Genomic DNA, 16,784 nt, shown 5'->3' on the forward strand with positions numbered 1-16,784 from the left:
TCCTCATTCCTTGACGCAATCGACGGTGTACTGCCGCCCATTGCCCTCGTCTTCATGTTGCAGTCCATGCACATCAGCAACAAAACCGGGAAAGCTGCTATCGAACGTGCGGGCAAACTTCAGGTAATCGATGATCGATCGGGTCGCCTCGGTGAAGCGCTCCCCCGGCATGATCAACGGAATCCCCGGTGGATACGGCACCAGCATCACCGCCGCGATCCGCCCTTCCAGCTCATCGATCGGCACCGCCTCGACTTCGCCACGCACCAGATGATCATAGGCATGGGCCGGCTTCATGGCGATTTCCGGCAGCACCGTGTACATGCGTTTCAGATGTTTGGCGGTGGCATTGCTGCGGTAACAAGCGTGCAGTTGATCGCACAAATCGCGCAGGCCCATGCCGCGATAGCGCGCGGTGTCTTGCTGCGCCACGCACGGCAGGCAGGTCGCGAGACTGACGTTGGCGTCGTAACTGCGCTTGAACTCCAGCAACTCGGTGAGCAGCGTGCTCCACTTGCCTTTGGTGATGCCCATCGAGAACAGCACCAGAAACGAATACAAGCCGGTCTTCTCCACTACCAGTCCGCGCTCCCAGAGGAACTTGCTGACCACCGCCGCCGGGATGCCCTTCTCGCTCAGCGCGCCACCGGCATTCAACCCGGGCATGACCAGGGTCACTTTGATCGGGTCGAGCAGCACATAGTCGTCACTGACTTCGCCGAAGCCGTGCCAGTCGGCGTCCGGCTGCAGCAGCCAGTCTTCGGTCTGCACCCGGTCGATGCCTTCGACGCCGGGCGGGTGCCAGATCGAGAACCACCAGTCATCCGCCGCAATGTGCTCGCGCAGATTGGCCAGCGCCCGGCGAAAACTCAGCGCCTCATCGAAGGTTTCCTGCAACAGCGAACGCCCGGCCGGGCCTTCCATCATCGCCGAAGCCACATCCAGCGAAGCGATGATGCTGTACTGCGGCGAGGTCGAAATGTGCATCATGAACGCTTCGTTGAAACGGTCACGGTCCAGTTGGCGCGCGCCGCCGTCCTGCACATGAATCATCGAGGCCTGGCTGAATGCGGCGAGCAGCTTATGGGTGGAATGGGTGGTGAACACCAGCGGGCTGTCTTCTGTGCGCGAGGTGGCCATGCCGTAGCGCCCGGCGAAGAACTCGTGAAACGCCGCGTAGGCGTACCACGCCTCGTCGAAATGCAGCACTTCGACGCTGTTGCCCAGGCTCTGTTTGATCAGCTCGGCGTTGTAGCACAAGCCGTCGTAAGTCGAATTGGTCACTACCGCCAGTTTGACTTTCGGCGCACGGCCCTTGGTCAGCGGGCTGGCGTCGATCTTCGCCTGGATCGATTCGCGACTGAATTCGCTCAGCGGAATCGGACCGATGATCCCCAGCTCATTGCGCTCCGGGCACAGGTAAAGCGGGATCGCGCCGGTCATGATGATCGCGTGCAACACCGACTTGTGGCAGTTGCGATCCACCAGCACCAGATCATCACGGCCGACCATCGAGTGCCAGACGATCTTGTTGGCAGTCGAGGTGCCATTGATCACGAAAAAGGTGTGATCGGCACCAAAATTGCGCGCGGCGCGTTCTTCGGCTTCGGCCAGCGGCCCAGTGTGATCGAGCAGCGAACCGAGTTCCGGCACCGATACCGACAAATCCGACCGCAGGGTGTTTTCCCCGAAAAACTGGTGAAATGCCTGCCCCACCGGACTCTTGTGATAAGCCACGCCCCCGCCATGCCCGGGTGTGTGCCAGGAATAGTTGGAGTCGGCGGTGTGCTGCACCAGCGCCTTGAAAAACGGCGGCAGCAAACCATCCAGATATTTGCGCGCCGCCCGGGCTACCTGTCGCGCCAGAAACGGCACGGTGTCTTCGAACAGATAGAGAATGCCGCGCAGTTGATTGAGTTCGGCCATGGCATCAGCCGGGGCGTTTTCCAGGGTGACCTGTTCGCCCAGGGCGAAGATCGGCAGATCCGGCGCGCGCACCCGCGCCAGGCCGATCAGTTCGGCCATGTTTTGCAGCAGATGCGAGTTGGTGCTGGCGTCTTCGGCAGCGATCAGCATGCACGCCAGACCATGATGGGTGGAGGCCACCAACCGCCCTTCGGTGTAGTCGATGGCCGAAACGATATTGAAACCTTCCTGCTCCAACTCCCGGGCGATGCCACGGATACGGTCACCGGCGACCGTGTCGGCCTTGATGTCGCGATGGACGATCAACACCGGAAACTTCAAATCTTTGTACATGGGGCTCAGTGTCCTGAGGCGGCGGATCAAGTCAGCCAATGCACTCAGGGTAGAGGGTTGCAGCGAAAGTGGCGAGGGTGGCCACTTGGCTTCATTCAGCCTGACTCGGCTTTTGTGGCGAGGGAGCTTGCTCCCGCTGGGGCGCGAAGCGGCCCCGGTATTCGTTCAGCATCAATGTGCATTCAGGTTTTATGACTGCTTCGCAGCCAAGCGGGAGCAAGCTCCCTCGCCACAAAATGTGTTCAGGCCTGAGCATCAGCCTCGGCAATCTGCGTCCACAACGCCGGCCCACCCGCCGACTTGGCAATGATCTCCAGCCGCGCCATATGCGCCGCCAGTTCCTCTTCCGTCGCCCGGATGATCCGCGCAGGCTGACGACTCGCCGGCAGACGACGGATTTCGGTAGCGGAGTTGTCCGCGCCCTCGCCCGTGCCATTGCCGTCGGAAGCGTTGCCGGCCAGCGACAGGCTGGTCTGGCCACCGGTCATGGTCAGGTAGACGTCGGCGAGAATCTCCGAGTCGAGCAAGGCGCCGTGCAGTTCACGGCCGGAGTTGTCGACACCGTAACGTTTGCACAACGCGTCGAGGCTGTTGCGCTGCCCCGGGTGACGTTCCCGGGCCATCATCAGGGTGTCGAGGATGGTGCAATGCTGGGTGATGTCCGCACGATCGTGCTGGCCCATCAAGGCGAATTCGTTGTTGATGAAACCAACGTCGAACGCCGCGTTATGGATGATCAGCTGCGCGCCGTTGATGAACTCGAAGAACTCGTCGGCGACTTCGGCGAAACGCGGTTTGCCGACAAGGAATTCGTTGGTGATGCCGTGAACGCCGATCGCGCCCTCGTCACTTTCGCGATCCGGTTGCAGGTAGACGTGAAAGTGCCGGCCCGTCAGGCGCCGACCGATCAGTTCGACACAGCCGATTTCAATGATCCGGTGACCATCGGTCACCGGCATGCCGGTGGTTTCGGTATCGAGTACAACGGATCTGGTGGCCATCAGTGTTCAATTCTCAACGGGGTCAATCGTGCAAAAGCGGCGATGTTAACACGCTCGGTGGGGGTGTTTCAGTCAGACCGTGTCGCCCCATTCGCGAGCAGGCTCGCTCCCACAGGGAAGCGCATTCCGATGTGGGAGCGAGCCTGCTCGCGAATGGGCCGTACCACAGTGCAGCGCCGTTAATCAGCTCTGCTTGTACCCGCGAACCTCATCCACCCCACGGTTGGCCAACTGGTCCGCCCGTTCGTTACCGTGATGACCAATGTGCCCGCGCACCCACTTCCAGGTGACCTTGTGCCGGTTGACCTGCTCGTCCAGCTCTTTCCACAGGTCAGCGTTTTTCACCGGCTCTTTCGCCGCCGTTTTCCAGCCGCGCTTTTTCCAGTTGGCCATCCACTCGTTGATGCCTTTCATCACGTATTGCGAGTCGGTCACCAGCAGCACTTCACAGGGCCGCTTCAAGGCTTCGAGGCCACGGATGGCGCCGAGCAGTTCCATGCGGTTGTTGGTGGTGTTGGCTTCGCCGCCCCACAGTTCCTTTTCGACGCCCTTGCACACCAGCAAGGCGCCCCAGCCGCCCGGGCCGGGGTTGCCCTTGCAGGCGCCGTCGGTGAACAGTTCTACGCTATCGACGCTTTCGCTCATGCCACTCTATCCAGAAAAATGCCTGGCCCCGTCAATCGCGGATCGACGATGGCCGCGGCCGGAGCAGGTCCGGCCACTATAAAAAGAAGGTTTACGGTTCGATACGGCGGCGGTTGACCTTGGCCATCGGCAGCGGAATCAGCTTGCCCATCGGCTCGCGACGCTCCTGACGCACCGGACGCAGGCCAACCACGATCTTGCGCGCGACCAATAAATAGAAGCCACCGCCCGACAGTTGCCAGTCGCCGGCCTTGCGTTCCCAGCCGGCCAGTCGGGCCTGCCACTTGGGCGACGCGAGCGGCGGACGATAGCACCCGAAGCGGCGTTTCTCCAGCGCAAAGCCCAGCAGGTTGAGCCAGTCGGCGACCCGCGACGGCGAGATGCAGCGCGCCTGACGCAAGGCGTCGTGGGCAAAGACGTGACGCAAACCCCAGGTGCTCCAGGGGTTGATGCCGATGATCAGCAGATGCCCACCGGGGCGTACGCTGCTCGCCGCTTCACGCAGCAGACCGTGGGGCGACAGGCAGAAATCCAGACCATGCTGCAACACCACCACGTCGGCGGCATGCTCGCTTAACGGCCAGGCTTGTTCCTCACAGACGATCTCTACCCCCGGCAATGGCGCGCCGAGCCGCACGTTGCGCTGCACCTGCGGCGCTGACGGCGGGGTCTGGGCCGACGGCCCGTAATGCACCAGATAGCCGCCGAAGAACCGCCCCAACTCGTCTTCGAGCATGCGCCGTTCTTCATCCAGCAGAAATTGCCCGAGCGGGCCGGCCAGCCACTCACGGGCCGCGCCGATCAACGCCAGCCAGTCGGGATCGGCCTGAGCGAACGCTTTATCGGTCATGTCATTCTCCAACGCCGCTAGAAGCTCTAAGATGCGCCAATGTTTTCCGCTTGGCGAATTCCGACGATGATACAGATCAGTGCCCTGCCCGCGTTCACCGACAACTACATCTGGTTGTTACAGGATCACCGCACCCAGCAATGCGCGGTGGTTGACCCGGGCGATGCCGCGCCGGTGCAGGCCTGGCTGGCCGCACACCCGGGCTGGGTGCTGAGCGACATTCTGATCACCCATCACCACCATGATCACGTCGGCGGCGTCGAACGCCTGAAAGCTGCGAGCGGCGCCAAAGTCTACGGCCCGGCCAGTGAAAACATTCCGGGGCGCGACGTGGCGCTCAAGGACAACGACAAGGTCAGCGTGCTCGGCTGGGACTTCGATGTCTATGCGGTGCCCGGTCACACCCTCGGCCACATTGCGTATTACCACCACGGCCTGCTGTTTTGTGGTGACACCCTGTTCGCCGCCGGTTGCGGACGCCTGTTCGAAGGCACGCCGGAACAGATGCACCACTCGCTCGGCCGCCTCGCCGCATTACCTGAGGATACGCTGGTGTATTGCACCCATGAATACACCCTGAGCAATCTGAAGTTTGCTGCTGCGGTCGAACCGACCAACCCGGACATCGCCGCCCGTCTGGAAAAAGTTACCGAGCAACGGGAAAAAGGCGTGATGACCCTGCCCTCGACCCTGGCTCTGGAAAAGCTCACAAATCCGTTTTTGCGTACCGCTGAAACATTAGTTACACAAAAAGTGGACGAACGGGCAGGCGCTCAAAACCGGGCGCCGAGTGAGGTTTTTGCGGCTCTGCGGGCATGGAAAGATAAGTTCTAAGTGACTCCCCAGCTGGTACAGAAATTCTGAATGGTTGACCGCAGGGGGTGCGCTTTCTAGAATCGCCCGACATTTTTGCCCGGAACTTACTTCCAGCCAATGTCGTCATCCATACGTAAGTCCGTCAATTCAGACACGCTGACCCGCTTGGCGCAAGCCATCGCGGTGGCTGTGTCCGCCACGTTGGCGGGCTGTTCCAGCCATGCTCCGCAGCCTGAAGCGAGCCATACGCCGAACATTGCTGCGCGAGCCAAGCAGAAACCGATCTGGCTCAGCGAAAAGCCCAGCCCGCAGGTGCCTCAGGACATCTGGGAGCGCATGCGCGGTGGTTTCCAGCTGCAGGACGGCCTGGGCGTGAACCCGCGCATCGAGCAGCAGCGGCTATGGTTTGCCAGTAACCCGTCCTTTCTGGAGAACGCCGGCGAACGCGGCAGTCTCTACATTCATTACATCGTCGAGCGTCTCGAAGAGCGCAACATGCCGCTGGAGCTGGCCCTGCTGCCGGTGATCGAGAGCGCCTACAACCCGATGGCCTACTCGCGCGCCGACGCTTCGGGCCTGTGGCAATTCATTCCGTCCACCGGTCGCTACTACAACCTGCGCCAGACCCGCTTCTATGATGGCCGTCGCGATATCACCGCCTCGACCACCGCCGCGATGGATTACCTGACCCGTCTGCACGACATGTTCAACGGTGACTGGCTGCTGGCCCTGGCGGCCTACAACGCCGGTGAAGGCACGGTCAGCCGTGCCATCGAGCGCAACGAAAAGCTCGGCCTGCCGACCGACTACTGGAACCTGTCGTCGTTGCCGGCGGAAACCCAGGCCTACGTACCGAAGCTGCTGGCCCTGTCGCAAGTGGTACTGGCCCCGGAAGCCTACGGGGTGAACCTCAACCCGATCGCCAACGAACCGTATTTCCAGGTTGTCGAAATCAACCAGCGCATGGACCTGTCCAAGGTTGCGGCGGTGGCCAACATCGACGAAGACGAGCTGTTCCAGCTCAACCCGGCCTTCAAGCAGCGCACCACCATCGACGGCCCCCAGCATCTGCTGGTGCCGACGTCCAAGGCGCAACTGCTGACCGCCAGCCTGCAGACCATGCGGCCTGAAGAGCTGATCAGTCCGCGCTCGCTGAAGCCGGTGTTCGACGGTGCTGATCCGACTGAAGTGGCGAAGCTCAAGCGCGCTTACCGGGTCAAACGCGGCGACAATCTCGGCTCCATCGCCAAGGCCAACAAGGTCGAAGTCAAGGACCTGCAGCGCTGGAACAAGCTGACCGGCAAGAACCTCAAGGTCGGCCAGACCCTGGTGATGCAGGACAACACCAAGCGCGCCCCGGTGCGCAGCGGTGGCCGGGTCAACACGGTGATTGCCGCCAACAGCAAGAGCAAAGGCAAGGCAGACAACCAGCAGCAGACTCAGTACAAGGTCAAGCGTGGCGACACCCTGTACGTGGTGGCCAAGCGTTTCAACGTCGAGATGCAGCATCTCAAGCGCTGGAACCCGGGTGCCGGCAAGGCCCTCAAGCCTGGGCAGATGCTCACGGTTTACCAGCCGCACTGACAAAGAGCCCCTGAATTTCAGGGGCTTTTTTTCGCCTGGCGCCTGGCTGGATTTTGTTGGCGCCCTCAAAATTTCTCCCCCTCACCCCAACCCTCTCCCCCAAGGGGGCGAGGGGGAAAGGGAGCAGATTGGGGGCTTTTTCAAACCTGAGTTCAACTCGATATTTCAGGTCGGCGTACTTCTCATAAACACCTCGGTCAGTCCCCTCTCCCTCCGGGAGAGGGTTAGGGTGAGGGGCTCTTGGCCTTGCCGATTAACCCCACATTAACCTCTGCCTTTTTCCTGTCCAGACAAGCTGTTACTGTACGGCCACAAAAGCCCAAGCCGCCTGGATCGGATCTGACTTGAAGCGTCCCCTCCTCCTGCTCCTGATCAGCCTGGCCTTGAGCTCACCCGCAAGCGCGACGATTACCGAAAGTCACGGTTATGCGCAGTTCGGCACGCTCAAGTACCCGGCCAGATTTACCCACTTCGACTGGGTCAACCCGCAAGCGCCCAAGGGCGGTACGTTGCGGGTGATGGCGTTCGGCACCTTCGATACGGTCAACCCGTACACCTTCAAGGGCACCAGCCCGGTCACCACAGCGAATTTCCTGCAGTACGGCATCAATGAGCTGAACGAGCCGTTGATGGTCGGCACCGGCCAGTATTCGCCGTCGGGCGACGAGCCAGCATCGAGCTATGGCCTGATCGCGCAATCGGTGGAGTACAGCGAAGATCGCAGCTGGGTAGTGTTCAATCTGCGCCCGGAAGCGCGTTTCCACGATGGCACGCCGATCACTGCCTACGACGTGGCCTTCTCCTACCGGTTGCTGCTCAAGGAAGGCCATCCGCTATACCGCACCGCCCTGCAGGAGGTCTCGCGGGTCGACATCCTCAACCCGCAGCGCATTCGTTTCGTGATGAAACGCTCGGGCAATCCGTTGCTGATTCTGCGCCTCGGCGAGTTGCCGGTGCTGCCGCAGCATTACTGGAAGGATCGCGACTTCAAGGCCACCACCTTCGAGCCACCGCTGGGCAGCGGGCCGTACCGCATCACCTCGGTGACGCCGGGGCGGCAGCTGATTTTCGAGCGGGTCAAGGATTACTGGGGCAAGGACCTGCCGGTCAATCGCGGCAAGTACAACTTCGATCGCATGGAAGTCGAGTTCTACCGCGACAGCGACGTGGCCTTCGAAGCGTTCAAGGCCGGCGAATTCGATATCTACATCGAGCATCAGGCGAAGAACTGGGCCAACGGCTACAACTTCCCGGCGGTGCGCCGTGGCGAAGTGATCAAGGCGCAGATCCCGCACCAGATCCCGACGCAGAGCCAGGGCCTGTTCATGAACACCCGGCGCGCGACCTTCAGCGACGTCAAAGTGCGCGAAGCGCTGGGCCTGATGTTCGATTTCGAGTGGACCAACCGCGCGCTGTTCAGCGACGCCTACCAGCGCACCACCAGCTACTACCCCAACAGCGAATTCAGCGCCAGCGGCCTGCCGGTCGGGCATGAATGGCTGATGCTCAAGCCATACAAGGATCAGTTACCGGCGAAGCTGTTCACCGAGCCGTTCACATTGCCGCAGACCGATGGCCGTGGCATCCCGCGAGAAACCATGCGCAAGGCGCTGGCCCTGCTCGCCGAGGCCGGCTGGAAGCTCAACGGCCAGCGCCTGCAAAACGCCAAGGGCCAGCCGTTGAGTTTCGAGTTGCTGCTGGTCAATCCGAACCTTGAACGGATCCTCCAGCCATACATCGAGAACCTCAACAGCATCGGCATCGATGCGCGCCTGCGCACGGTGGATCGCGCCCAGTACAAACAGCGCCTGGATCAGTTCGATTTCGACATGATCCTGATGACCCTCAACCAGACCCTCAGCCCGGGTCTGGAGCAATGGCAGTATTTCCATTCCAGTCAGGTCGGGGTCAAGGGCAGCAAGAATTACGCTGGCATCGCCAACCCGGTGGTCGATCACCTGCTCGAACAATTGCTCGCCGCGCAAACCCGCGACGAACAGGTCGCCGCCGGCAAGGCGCTGGACCGCGTGCTGCTCTGGCAGCACTACAGCATTCCCAACTGGTACCTCAATTATCACCGACTGGCCTACCGCAACCGGTTGGCTTTCGTCACCACGCCGCCCTACACCCTGGGCCTGAGCGCGTGGTGGCTGAGATCTTCGGAGAACAATAAATGACGCCCATCCGCGCCCTGCTCGTGCAGGCCAGCGGTCTGCTGTTCGCCGGGCTGGCGATTGCCGCCCCGCAACACGCCGTGACCCTGTACAACGAGCCGCCGAAATACCCGGCGGACTTCAAGCAGTTCGATTACGTGAACCCCGACGCGCCCAAGGGCGGGATCTTCCGTCAGGCCGGATTCGGCGGCTTCGACAGCCTCAACCCGTTCATCAGCAAAGGCGTGCCGGCCGATGATGTCGGGCAGATCTACGACACCCTGACCAAGCACAGCCTCGACGAGCCCTTCACCGAGTACGGCCTGATCGCCGCGAAGATCGAGAAAGCCCCGGACAACAGCTGGGTGCGTTTCTACCTGCGCCCGGAAGCGCGTTTTCATGACGGTCATCCGGTACGCGCCGAAGACGTGGTGTTCAGCTTCCAGACCTTGACCAAGGACGGCTCGCCGCTGTTTCGCGGTTATTACAGCGATGTCGAAGAGGCCATCGTCGAAGATCCGCTCACGGTGCTGTTCAAGTTCAAGCACACCAACAATCGCGAGCTGCCGCTGATTCTCGGCCAGCTCCCGGTGCTGCCGAAACACTGGTGGGCCAGCCGTGATTTTTCCAAGGGCAATCTGGAGATCCCGCTGGGCAGCGGCCCGTACAAGGTCGCGGAAGTGAAGGCTGGGCGCTCGGTGCGCTATGAGCGGGTCAAGGACTACTGGGGCAAGGACCTGCCGGTCAATCGCGGGTTCTACAACTTCGACGTGATGACCACCGATTACTACCGCGACAACACCGTCGCCGTCGAAGCGCTGAAGGCCGGGCAGTTCGATTACTGGCTGGAAATGACCGCGAAGAACTGGGCCAACGCCTACAACATCCCAGCAGTGACCGAAGGTCGGCTGATCAAGGAACAGATCGCCAACAGCAACCCGACCGGCATGCAGGGCTTCGTTTTCAACCTGCGCCGTCCGGTGTTTCAGGATGTGCGGGTGCGGCAGGCGCTCGGTCTGCTGTTCGATTTCGAGTGGACCAACAAACAGCTGTTCAACGGTGCCTACTTCCGCACTCGCAGCTATTTCGAGAACTCGGAAATGGCCGCCACCGGCCTGCCCGACGCCGAGCAACGGGCGATCCTCGAACCGTTTCGCAGCAAATTGCCGGCGCAGGTGTTCAGCGAAGCCTTCGAGAACCCGAAGACCGACGCCAGCGGCATGATCCGCGCCCAACAGCGCGAGGCCTATCAATTGCTGCAAGAGGCTGGCTGGAAGATCGTCGACGACAAAATGGTCGACGCCAACGGCAAACCGGTGGTCATCGAATTCCTGCTGGCGCAGACCGAATTCGAACGCGTGCTGCTGCCGTTCAAACGCAATCTGGCCGACCTTGGCATTGATCTGGTAATCCGCCGCGTCGACGTTTCGCAGTACATCAACCGCGTGCGCTCGCGGGACTTCGACATGATGGTCGGCAGCTTCCCGCAATCCAACTCGCCGGGTAACGAGCAGCGCGAATTCTGGATGAGCGCCGCCGCCGACAAACCGAGCAGCCGCAACACCATGGGCCTGAAGGATCCGATCGTCGATCAACTGGTGGAAAACCTGATCAACGCCGACTCGCGCAGCAGCCTGGTGGCGCATGCCCGGGCGCTGGATCGGGTGCTGCAATGGGGTTACTACGTGGTCCCCAACTGGCACATCAAGACCTGGCGCGTGGCGTACTGGAACCACATCGGTCACCCGAAAGTCTCGCCCAAATACGACATCGGGATTAACACCTGGTGGGTCAAGCCTGACGCGAAGCCTGCCATAGAAGTCGAAACCAAACTGCAAGCCGACCCTGTGGGCACGGAGTAATCAGATGCTGGCGTACATTTTTCGGCGACTGCTGCTGATCATCCCGACCCTGTTCGGCATCCTGCTGATCAACTTCGTGATCATCCAGGCCGCGCCCGGCGGCCCGGTGGAACAGATGATCGCCAAGCTCGAAGGCTTCGAGGGCGCCACCAGCCGCATCGCCGGCGGCGGCGCCGAGGTCTCGGTGGCCGGCTCCGCCTATCGCGGCGCGCAAGGTCTGGACCCGGCGCTGATCAAGGAAATCGAGCACATGTACGGGTTCGACAAATCGGCCCCGGAACGCCTGTGGATCATGGTCAAGAACTACGCGAAGCTGGATTTCGGCGACAGCTTTTTCCGTGACGCCAAGGTCATCGACCTGATCAAGGAAAAGATGCCGGTGTCGATCTCCCTCGGGCTGTGGAGCACGCTGATCATGTACCTCGTGTCGATCCCGCTGGGGATCGCCAAGGCCACGCGGCACGGCAGTCATTTTGACGTCTGGACCAGTTCGGCGATCATCATTGGCTACGCGATCCCGGCGTTCCTCTTTGCAATTCTGCTGATCGTGGTGTTCGCCGGCGGCAGTTATCTGGACTGGTTCCCGCTGCGCGGCCTGACTTCGAACAATTTCGATGAGCTGAGCCTGGGCGGCAAGATTCTCGACTACTTCTGGCACCTCGCGCTGCCGGTGACCGCGCTGGTGATCGGCAACTTCGCGACCATGACCCTGCTGACCAAAAACAGCTTCCTCGACGAGATCAACAAGCAGTACGTGGTCACCGCCAAGGCCAAGGGCCTGACGCGCAATCGCGTGCTTTACGGCCACGTGTTCCGCAACGCGATGTTGCTGGTGATTGCCGGTTTCCCGTCGGCGTTCATCGGCATCTTCTTCACCGGCTCGTTGCTGGTGGAGGTGATTTTCTCCCTCGACGGTCTGGGCCTGATGAGTTTCGAAGCGGCGATCAACCGCGATTACCCGGTGGTGTTCGGCACCCTGTTCATCTTCACCCTGCTCGGTCTGGTGGTGAAACTGATCGGCGACCTCACCTACACCCTGGTCGATCCGCGCATCGACTTTGCCAGCCGGGAGCATTGAGATGAACCTGTCCCCTCTCAACCGCCGCCGGTTCGAACTGTTCAAGGCCAACAAGCGTGGCTGGTGGTCGCTGTGGCTGTTTCTGATTCTGTTCGGCCTGAGCCTCGGCGCCGAGCTGATCGCCAACGACAAGCCGCTGGTGGTGCATTACGACAACCACTGGTACTTCCCGGCGATCAAGCGCTACCCGGAAACCACCTTCGGCGGCGAATTTCCGCTGGAAGCCAACTACAAGAGCCCGTACATCCGCGAACTGCTCAAGGCCAAGGATGCGTGGGTGTTGTGGGCGCCGATCCCCTACAGCTACCAGAGCATCAACTACGACCTGAACGTCCCGGCCCCGGCCCCGCCCTCGGCGGACAACCTGCTGGGCACCGATGATCAGGGCCGCGACGTGCTGGCACGGGTGATCTACGGCTTCCGCATTTCCGTGCTGTTTGCCCTGACGCTGACCGTGCTCAGCTCGATCATCGGCGTGATTGCCGGCGCGCTGCAGGGTTTCTATGGCGGCTGGGTCGATCTGGCCGGGCAGCGCTTTCTGGAGATCTGGTCGGGGCTGCCGGTGCTGTACCTGCTGATCATCCTCGCCAGTTTCGTCCAGCCGAATTTCTGGTGGCTGCTGGGGATCATGCTGCTGTTCTCGTGGATGAGCCTGGTCGATGTGGTGCGCGCGGAGTTCCTGCGTGGCCGCAACCTCGAATACGTGCGTGCGGCGCGGGCGCTGGGCATGCAGAACGGTGCGATCATGTTTCGCCACATCCTGCCCAACGCGATGGTCTCGACCATGACCTTCATGCCGTTCATCCTCACCGGCGCCATCGGCACCCTGACCGCGCTGGATTTCCTCGGCTTCGGCTTGCCGGCCGGCAGTCCGTCGCTGGGTGAACTGGTCGCTCAGGGCAAATCCAACCTGCAGGCGCCGTGGCTGGGCATGAGCGCGTTTGCCGTGCTGGCGCTGATGTTGAGTTTGCTGGTGTTTATCGGCGAGTCCGCTCGCGATGCCTTCGACCCGAGGAAGTGAAATGAATCAGGACAATCTGATCGAAGTGCGCGACCTCGCTGTCGAGTTCGGCCTAAACGAGCGGCGGCACCGGGTGGTCGAGGGCGTGAGCTTCGACATCAAACGCGGCGAAACCCTGGCGCTGGTCGGCGAGTCCGGCTCGGGCAAATCGGTGACGGCGCACTCGATCCTGCGCCTGCTGCCCTACCCGCTGGCCCGCCATCCCGCCGGCAGCATCAACTACGCCGGGCAGAATCTGCTGGGGCTGAGTGAAAAAACCATCCGCCATATCCGCGGCAACCGCATCGCGATGATCTTTCAGGAGCCGATGACCTCGCTCAACCCGTTGCACTCGATCGAGAAGCAGATCAACGAGGTGTTGGGCATCCACAAGGGCCTGAGCGGCAAAGTCGCGACCAAACGCACGCTGGAGCTGCTGGAGATGGTCGGCATCCCCGAGCCGCACAAGCGCCTCAAGGCCCTGCCCCACGAATTGTCCGGCGGCCAGCGCCAGCGGGTGATGATCGCCATGGCGCTGGCCAACGAGCCGGAACTGCTGATCGCCGACGAGCCCACCACCGCACTGGACGTGACCGTTCAGCTGAAAATCCTCGATTTGCTCAAGGAACTTCAGGCTCGATTGGGCATGTCGCTGCTACTGATCAGTCACGATTTGAACCTGGTACGAAGAATTGCGCATCGCGTATGTGTCATGCAGCGCGGTTGCATCGTCGAACAGGCATCGTGCGCAGAGCTGTTCCGTTCGCCGCAGCATCCGTACACTCGGGAATTGCTCGGCGCGGAGCCCAGCGGAGGCCCGGCGAGCAATAAAATCGGGGCGCCGCTGCTCGAAGTCGAGAACCTCAAAGTCTGGTTTCCGATCAAGAAAGGCCTGCTCAAGCGCACGGTGGATTACGTCAAGGCAGTGGACGGCATCAATTTCAGCCTGCCTCAGGGTCAGACCCTGGGGATCGTGGGGGAAAGCGGTTCCGGCAAATCCACCCTCGGTCTGGCGATTTTGCGGCTGATCGGCAGCAAAGGCGCCATTCGCTTTGAAGGCAAACAGCTAGACTGCCTGACGCAGAACGAGGTTCGCCCGTTGCGGCGGGAGATGCAGGTGGTGTTTCAGGACCCGTTCGGCAGCCTGAGCCCGCGGATGTGCGTGAGCGACATCGTTGGCGAAGGCCTGCGGATTCACAAGATGGGCACCGCCGCCGAGCAGGAAGCGGCGATTATTGCGGCATTGAAGGAGGTAGGTCTGGATCCGGAAACCCGGCACCGCTACCCTCACGAATTTTCCGGTGGGCAACGGCAACGTATCGCCATTGCCAGGGCTTTGGTGCTCAAACCGGCGCTGATCCTGCTGGACGAGCCCACTTCGGCGCTCGACCGCACGGTGCAGCGGCAAGTGGTGGAGCTGTTGCGTTCACTGCAAGCCAAGTACAACCTGACGTATTTGTTCATCAGCCATGATCTGGCTGTCGTCAAAGCGCTGAGCCACCAGCTGATGGTGGTCAAGCATGGCCAAGTGGTCGAACAGGGAGACGCGCAAGATATCTTTGCCGCCCCCAAACATCCGTATACACAGCAGTTGCTGGAAGCCGCTTTTTTGGCACCAGCCACTGCGCAATAACCTGAAAGAGGAGCAACACATGGGTTTTCTCGCCGGTAAGCGCGTACTGATCGTCGGTGTCGCCAGCAAGCTGTCCATCGCATCCGGCATCGCTGCCGCCATGCATCGCGAGGGCGCTGAGCTTGCCTTCACTTATCAGAACGACAAACTCAAGGGTCGCGTTGAAGAGTTCGCACAGGGCTGGGGTTCGAGCCCTGAGCTGTGCTTCCCGTGCGACGTGGCCAGCGATGAAGAAATCGCCAAGGTCTTCGAGGAACTGAGCAAGAAGTGGGACGGCCTGGACTGCATCGTGCACTCCGTCGGCTTCGCCCCGGGCGACCAACTGGACGGCGACTTCACCGAAGCCACCACCCGTGAAGGTTTCCGCATCGCTCACGACATCAGCGCCTACAGCTTCGTGGCCCTGGCCAAGGCTGGCCGCGAAATGATGAAAGGCCGCAACGGCAGCCTGCTGACCCTGTCGTACCTGGGCGCCGAGCGCACCATGCCGAACTACAACGTGATGGGCATGGCCAAGGCTTCGCTGGAAGCCGGCGTTCGTTACCTGGCCGGCTCCCTGGGCCCGGACGGCACCCGCGTCAACTGCGTATCGGCTGGCCCGATCCGTACCCTGGCAGCCTCGGGCATCAAGAACTTCCGCAAGATGCTGGCCGCCAACGAAGCGCAAACCCCACTGCGCCGCAACGTCACCATCGAAGAAGTCGGCAACGCCGGCGCCTTCCTGTGCTCCGACCTGGCGTCGGGCATCAGCGGTGAAATCATGTACGTGGACGGCGGCTTCAACACCACCGCGATGGGCAACATCGAAGAGTAATCTTCGCTCTGCCGATAAAAAACCCGCCTCTTCCGGCGGGTTTTTTATTGGGTTCAACATCAAAAGATCGCAGCCTTCGGCAGCTCCTACAGGGACAGCACCACCCTGTAGGAGCTGCCGAAGGCTGCGATCCTTTGATCTTCAGAGCAAACAATCGGCAAACAGTTTTTGAACCGGCTGATTACGCTGGCTATAGCGCTGCAACAAGACCATCTCGCGGTAGAACGTCAGCTCACCCAACTCAATCACCCTGACCTTGAGCGGATGCTCCAGCCACAGCCCAGCCTTGGGCAGCAGCGAAACGCCCAGCCCGGACTCGACCATCTTCACGATCGCCTCCAGCTCATCCAGTTCCAGTGCCACCTCGACCTCGATCCGCTGCTCGCGCAAAAACTGCGTCACCAAACGCCCGCCAAATGAATTGCGGTCATAACGCACCTGCGGCTGGTCGGCGAGCAACTGCAGCGGATCGTCGCCTTCGACCTGCAGCGGCACGATCAGCACGAACGGTTCGCGACGAATCACCGTCGCCGACAACTCCTTGGGCAGCTCGAACGGCGGCTTGATCATGATCGCCAGATCCACCTCGCCGGCATCGACCTGACTCAACAGATTCAACGACACCCCCGGCACCAATTTCGGCTCCAGCCCCGGAGCCTGCTGACGCAAGCGCAACAATGCCTGAGGCAGCAGCCCGGTCTGCGCAGTCGCCACCGCGCCGATTTTCAGCTCGCCGCGAAACTCGCTGACATCCTCGCTCTCACCCATGCGGCTGAAGATTGCGAGCATTTCCTGCGCCATCGGCACCGCGCGCAGCCCGGCGGGATTGAGCGTCGCCTGACGGCCAGTGCGATCAAACAGGCGAATGCCCAAGGCCTGTTCGAGATTGCGGATCTGCGCGCTGACTGCAGACTGCGTCAGGCCGATGTGCAAACCGGCAGCGGCAAACGTGCCATGGCGCGCCACCGCGAGAAAGGTCTTGAGTTCACGAAGCATGCACACCTCGACTGATCGAAATAATTTGAGCTCGGCGCAAAAACTATCGTCTTTCAATCACATTTCACAGCACTAAACTCAGTGCACTTCCTC

The 16,784-nt window shown here is 61.2% G+C and carries 13 protein-coding genes; 8 read left to right on the forward strand and 5 right to left on the reverse strand.

All coding sequences use genetic code 11. The annotated features are described in order from the left end of the window. Window positions 1-3: 3 nt before the first annotated feature. From ABV589_RS02960 to ABV589_RS02975, 4 genes are all read right to left on the reverse strand, one after another. Window positions 4-2,259 (reverse strand): Orn/Lys/Arg decarboxylase N-terminal domain-containing protein, encoded by a 2,256-nt coding sequence (locus tag ABV589_RS02960; RefSeq protein ID WP_367084790.1) that lies wholly within the window; start codon window positions 2,257-2,259, stop codon window positions 4-6. A 242-nt stretch (window positions 2,260-2,501) separates the two neighbouring features. Continuing rightward, a complete protein-coding gene (dnaQ, locus tag ABV589_RS02965; protein WP_027613146.1) occupies window positions 2,502-3,260 on the reverse strand; it encodes a DNA polymerase III subunit epsilon in 759 nt (252 codons plus the stop codon). 183 nt (window positions 3,261-3,443) lie between these two features. Then, window positions 3,444-3,905: a ribonuclease HI gene (gene rnhA / locus ABV589_RS02970; RefSeq protein ID WP_003224162.1), complete on the reverse strand. Its 462-nt coding sequence runs from the start codon at window positions 3,903-3,905 to the stop codon at window positions 3,444-3,446. A 91-nt stretch (window positions 3,906-3,996) separates the two neighbouring features. Beyond that, window positions 3,997-4,755, reverse strand: a complete 759-nt coding sequence (locus ABV589_RS02975) for a methyltransferase domain-containing protein (RefSeq protein WP_003224159.1) — start codon at window positions 4,753-4,755, stop codon at window positions 3,997-3,999. A gap of 66 nt (window positions 4,756-4,821) precedes the next feature. Between ABV589_RS02975 and gloB the strand changes: the two genes are divergently transcribed. From gloB to fabI, 8 genes are all read left to right on the forward strand, one after another. After that, window positions 4,822-5,589: a hydroxyacylglutathione hydrolase gene (gene gloB / locus ABV589_RS02980; protein WP_367084791.1), complete on the forward strand. Its 768-nt coding sequence runs from the start codon at window positions 4,822-4,824 to the stop codon at window positions 5,587-5,589. Between the two features lie 99 nt (window positions 5,590-5,688). After that, a complete protein-coding gene (locus ABV589_RS02985) occupies window positions 5,689-7,155 on the forward strand; it encodes a LysM peptidoglycan-binding domain-containing protein (RefSeq protein ID WP_367084792.1) in 1,467 nt (488 codons plus the stop codon). 344 nt (window positions 7,156-7,499) lie between these two features. After that, window positions 7,500-9,332 (forward strand): extracellular solute-binding protein, encoded by a 1,833-nt coding sequence (locus ABV589_RS02990; RefSeq protein ID WP_367084793.1) that lies wholly within the window; start codon window positions 7,500-7,502, stop codon window positions 9,330-9,332. Then, a complete protein-coding gene (locus ABV589_RS02995) occupies window positions 9,329-11,170 on the forward strand; it encodes an extracellular solute-binding protein (RefSeq protein ID WP_367084794.1) in 1,842 nt (613 codons plus the stop codon). The genes ABV589_RS02990 and ABV589_RS02995 overlap by 4 nt, the downstream gene beginning before the upstream one ends. Window positions 11,171-11,174: 4 nt before the next feature. After that, entirely contained in the window at window positions 11,175-12,248 is a 1,074-nt protein-coding gene (locus ABV589_RS03000; RefSeq protein ID WP_003224148.1) for a microcin C ABC transporter permease YejB, read from the forward strand. A gap of 1 nt (window position 12,249) precedes the next feature. After that, window positions 12,250-13,269 carry an ABC transporter permease gene (locus ABV589_RS03005; protein WP_367084795.1) on the forward strand — a complete coding sequence of 340 codons (1,020 nt, stop codon included), beginning with the start codon at window positions 12,250-12,252 and terminating at the stop codon, window positions 13,267-13,269. Window position 13,270: 1 nt separating this feature from the next. Continuing rightward, window positions 13,271-14,881, forward strand: coding sequence for an ABC transporter ATP-binding protein (locus tag ABV589_RS03010; protein WP_367084796.1), 1,611 nt, complete (start codon window positions 13,271-13,273; stop codon window positions 14,879-14,881). A gap of 19 nt (window positions 14,882-14,900) precedes the next feature. Beyond that, complete coding sequence (fabI, locus tag ABV589_RS03015) at window positions 14,901-15,695, forward strand: enoyl-ACP reductase FabI (RefSeq protein ID WP_003202751.1); 795 nt, start codon at window positions 14,901-14,903, stop codon at window positions 15,693-15,695. Between the two features lie 141 nt (window positions 15,696-15,836). Here fabI and ABV589_RS03020 read toward each other — a convergent pair whose 3' ends face one another. Then, the gene (locus ABV589_RS03020; protein WP_367084797.1) at window positions 15,837-16,691 is read right to left on the reverse strand and encodes a LysR family transcriptional regulator; all 855 of its coding nucleotides are present in this window, start codon (window positions 16,689-16,691) and stop codon (window positions 15,837-15,839) included. Window positions 16,692-16,784: the final 93 nt, after the last annotated feature.

Origin of the sequence: Pseudomonas sp. HOU2 (assembly GCF_040729435.1) — a bacterium.
Taxonomy (GTDB): Bacteria; Pseudomonadota; Gammaproteobacteria; order Pseudomonadales; family Pseudomonadaceae; genus Aquipseudomonas.